We start from the raw sequence: 3,947 nt of genomic DNA on the forward strand, positions 1-3,947 counted from the left end.
ATCGGTGGACTCCATTCCCTCACCTCCGCAAACCGTAAGCGATGCAGGGTTTTGATAATGCTGTTGATCCCTTTACGGGAACCGATAACCATCACCTTAATAAATTCTTTCCTGGAAACCGGATCAGTGGAAGCCTGGATATAAACCTCAGCAGAGGGCAATCCGCTGGCATTAGGTAGAAAGTACGCTTGCATTTGAGTTCACCTGATTTATACCTAACGATGTTGTTGTAACCAACAACATCTAGATCAATTCTGCCAGATGTTGTGAGTTCCAACAACATTTACTTGCGGATCATCCTCTGACACGATTAGAGGTATGGGAAAAGCGGGAAAAGCTCTCAGACAAGCATTGGAGACATACGGCATCAGTCAAAACAAGCTAGCCGTAACTTTGAAGGTTGATCGTTCAGTTGTATTTCACTGGTTTCACGAAAATCGAGATCCCTCAGCCGAAACCGTGGTGCAGATTGCTGAGGCACTTCATAGCCTCAATCCTGATGCAGCAGCAGAATTTATCCGATTGTACGTGGGTGATTTCCTCAAGAGTGATCAGGAAGATTGAACGGAAGTTATGTCCAGATTGTAGAGACGTTGCATGCAACGTCTCTACAATCTTTTTGCTTTGGAGCTACGATAGAAAAGTTAGACGTTGTTATGAAGCAGACTATTATGCTCAGTTTTAATAAAAAAATTGTGACTGATGAAGCGATGCGTCCTGTTGCGGTGTTGATTGATTATCAGGACTGGCAGAAAATTGAGCAACTATTAGAGGCTTATCAATTACAACAAAAACAAGAATTTAATTTAAACCAGTATGCAGGTGTGATTCAATTAACTCAAGACCCTTTGGAGTATCAGCAGCAAATGAGGGATGAGTGACATTGACGCAGAATTTAATTGTATTGTAGACAACAGGATTAAGTTTGGAAGCCGTTTGAGAACTGCACGAGAAAGAGTCTGAGAGTTTGTAGAACTAATCATGGCGGCTAAAGACCTATTCCATAATTCTGTAAAACAAGCACTCCTCAAAGAGGATTGGGTGATTACAGCAGATCCCCTAAAACTCAAAATTGAGGGAGTTAAGTTGGAAGTTGATTTAGCAGCAGAGAAAATCATTGCCGCTCAAAAAGCAGAACGTAAAATAGCCGTTGAAATAAAAAGTTTTCTGAATACTTCGGTGATTACAGATTTTCATGCCGCATTAGGTCAATTCTTAAACTATCGCTTGGCATTACAAATGACCGAATCAGAGAGAATACTTTATCTTGCGGTTCCTGTTGATACATTTATCACGTTTTTCCAAGAGATTTTTATTAAAGAAGCAGTTAAGCTTTATCAAGTAAAATTAATTGTTTACGATCCTGTTGAAGAGGTAATCAGCAAATGGAAAAATTAGAAAAATATCGCTCATTAGTACGCCAGGTATTAAAAAATCATACCACTGAAGATGCAAACCAGTTAGATTCAGAAATAGAGTGTCAACTCATTTTTGACACAGAACATGACCACTATCAGCTTATAGATATTGGTTGGGATGGGCTAAAAAGAGTCTACAACTGTTTCATTCATATAGATATTAAAGATGGCAAAATTTGGATTCAGCGAAATATGACCGAAGCTGATTTGGCACAAGATTTGGTAGAAATGGGGATACCCAAAGAGGATATTATTCTCGGTTTACATCCTAGTTATAAACGTCCTTACACAGGCTACGGTGTCGCTTAGTGCGATCGCTTTCCTTATCCCTAAGGGAAGTCAAACGCTGTCTGTGATTGGCAGAACAGACGATAGCCGAGGTGATTATCGTCTAATTTTAACCTGAACCTATATCAGGGTAAGATGGTATCTTACCCCTACCCCATCTCAGAGATAATTGATTGGGTAGGGGTACGGCATTGCCGTACCCTATGATTGCTCGTGAGGCTCTGACTCATGCTGACTTTCCTGACGCCGTTCCCGAATTAGTTCATCGACAAGGGAGCGCTCTGGTGGAGTAAAACTCCGCACCTAGGCTTGTGCTTGCTGGATAGCTTGAGCAAGGGTGAAAATTCGGATTTCTCCATCTACAAGGCGGACAATCACGTCATCTCCCACCTCCAATCCCAGTTGATTGAAATACTCGGCTGGAATCGCGACTCTGCCACCTTCAGAAATTTTTGTTTTGACTTGTAGCATCTGACGTTTTTAGCGTGAGTTTACATATAATTTTACTATGATGCGATCGCTCTTTACTTTACCTGGAAAATCTAATGGTTGCGATTGTTTGGATTATCCGTTTGGAGTATTGAATATTGATGTCCCGCCAACCTCGAACCATTCAACCTGGATACTGTTACCATATCACGCCAAATACCGTAGGGTGGACAAAATTTATCAACCTCAAATGCTTGGGCTATTTTTCGCTACTTTTGCCTACCCTACCTAACTGTAGTTTGTTAAGGAATTTTTACAGAAAGCTGGAACGCTTTTATGTTACAGTCTACAAGTCGCAGTGAGAGAGAAGAGGGTACTCTCGTCTAACTCTCTCCACCATATCCCCTCCTTATCCACCACCTTCATTAAAGAAGGGAGGTGTCCTTCTTTTGCTTGCTCTGGATTAAAAATAGCATCCCCATAGCTAAACCCTAACCTCTCCTCTCCTTCTCTCCATCCTATCTTCTCATAAAATCCTTCCCAGTTTACATCATTATCATAATGACCGGGCTGGGAGGCAAATTCATCCAAAATAATCTTTTGCACACTGAAACCAAACGTCCCATCTGAGCGTTCTACCCAAAGCCTATCGATACTACTCAAGTCTCGACAGGAAATATTCTCTATCTCAAAACCTGCTTGGGTACTAGCCAAAATAATGAAATTATAGGTGTTTTCATCAGCATCTTTCCAGTTATCTGATTCCATCAAAAAGTTTAGTTCTGCTAGGAGGTGACGTTTGAGCGATTCTTTTATCTGGGAATCATCTTCACCTGCTTCTTTCAGCAATGCCATAAACTCACGATGTAAGTTTTCAATAGCATTCGCCGAGAGAATCGGTTGTTGCTGAGGCAGATAATGCGGGATAGGAATCTCGGTGTCTATATCAATATTTGGCAATTTTTTCCAAGCCACCTCCAGCCGAGAAAATGCTTGTCGATACGCCTCTATTGCCTTTTCTATTTCTCCATTTTCCCAATACCAACTGCCCCGCACTCGCTGGACATGGAGACGAATTGACCATTGTTCAGGCATCTCTCCAGTAATCTTTGACGGTAACAACTCCTGACTTTCTTTGATTGCTTGTTCAGCTTTACTCCAATAGTCTTTCGCTTTTTCAGGCTGATCCAGTTCCTGATACTTTTGACTCAGCTGCAAAGAGGCTAAAGAAATAGAAGCTTGCAGCATGGCTTGCTTCAGATCCCAATTTGCCTCCTTTTCCAGGACTTCGTTAGTCGCCTGACTCGCCTGACTCCAGGCTTCTTGAGCATCATCAGAGAGTCCATTGTTGTGCAATTCTGCCGCTAGTTTGGAGAGTAGGGATACCGTCTCAATTTCGGTTTTAACCTTCTCAACTTTGGAGTTAGCTTCAATAACCTTATTTCCAGCAAGTACCCCTGAAATTACCGCCCCCAACACGGCAACAATTAGCACCACTCCACCAATACTAATCCGTCTTTTGGCTTGGCGATTCGCCTCAGCTAGAGCGATGTTTCTTTGTTCGGCGGCTTCTTTATCTTTCCGTTCCCGTTCTAATTCCGCTTCCTTTTCTGCTACTGCAATTTGCGCCTCAATTGCCTTCTTTTCACCAGCAGCAAGAAACTGCTGATCCAGATACAGCGCTTTGCGCTATATCATAGTACAATTGATGAACAGAGATTAAGGCGTTGGATAGCCAATGAAAGCATATTCAGTAGATTTCAGAGAAAAAATAGTCAAAGCTCATTTAGTAGAAAAAAGCTCAATTAGACA

The 3,947-nt window shown here is 41.8% G+C and carries 7 protein-coding genes; 4 read left to right on the forward strand and 3 right to left on the reverse strand.

Going from position 1 to position 3,947, the window contains the following annotated elements; genetic code table 11:
• On the reverse strand, positions 1-194 hold a 194-nt coding region (locus RIG27_RS27435), incomplete at its 3' end, for a hypothetical protein (protein WP_446350322.1).
• 124 nt (positions 195-318) lie between these two features.
• On the opposite strand from RIG27_RS27435, the gene RIG27_RS27440 reads away from it, so the two are divergent.
• The 4 genes from RIG27_RS27440 (at position 319) to RIG27_RS27455 (ending at position 1,727) form a co-directional block, all read left to right on the forward strand.
• Entirely contained in the window at positions 319-564 is a 246-nt protein-coding gene (locus tag RIG27_RS27440; RefSeq protein ID WP_446350323.1) for a helix-turn-helix domain-containing protein, read from the forward strand.
• A 107-nt stretch (positions 565-671) separates the two neighbouring features.
• Complete coding sequence (locus tag RIG27_RS27445) at positions 672-881, forward strand: hypothetical protein (protein ID WP_446350328.1); 210 nt, start codon at positions 672-674, stop codon at positions 879-881.
• A 100-nt stretch (positions 882-981) separates the two neighbouring features.
• Positions 982-1,398 carry a XisH family protein gene (locus tag RIG27_RS27450; RefSeq protein WP_446350324.1) on the forward strand — a complete coding sequence of 139 codons (417 nt, stop codon included), beginning with the start codon at positions 982-984 and terminating at the stop codon, positions 1,396-1,398.
• The gene (locus RIG27_RS27455) at positions 1,386-1,727 is read left to right on the forward strand and encodes an element excision factor XisI family protein (protein ID WP_446350325.1); all 342 of its coding nucleotides are present in this window, start codon (positions 1,386-1,388) and stop codon (positions 1,725-1,727) included. The genes RIG27_RS27450 and RIG27_RS27455 overlap by 13 nt, the downstream gene beginning before the upstream one ends.
• Before the next feature lie 282 nt (positions 1,728-2,009).
• Here RIG27_RS27455 and RIG27_RS27460 read toward each other — a convergent pair whose 3' ends face one another.
• Both RIG27_RS27460 and RIG27_RS27465 read right to left on the reverse strand, forming a co-directional pair.
• The gene (locus tag RIG27_RS27460) at positions 2,010-2,177 is read right to left on the reverse strand and encodes an AbrB/MazE/SpoVT family DNA-binding domain-containing protein (RefSeq protein ID WP_446350326.1); all 168 of its coding nucleotides are present in this window, start codon (positions 2,175-2,177) and stop codon (positions 2,010-2,012) included.
• Positions 2,178-2,474: 297 nt separating this feature from the next.
• A complete protein-coding gene (locus tag RIG27_RS27465; protein WP_446350327.1) occupies positions 2,475-3,629 on the reverse strand; it encodes a GUN4 domain-containing protein in 1,155 nt (384 codons plus the stop codon).
• Positions 3,630-3,947 lie beyond the last annotated feature (318 nt).

The organism is Coleofasciculus sp. F4-SAH-05 (assembly GCF_040222985.1).
GTDB classification, from domain to species: Bacteria; Cyanobacteriota; Cyanobacteriia; order Cyanobacteriales; family Coleofasciculaceae; genus Coleofasciculus; species Coleofasciculus chthonoplastes.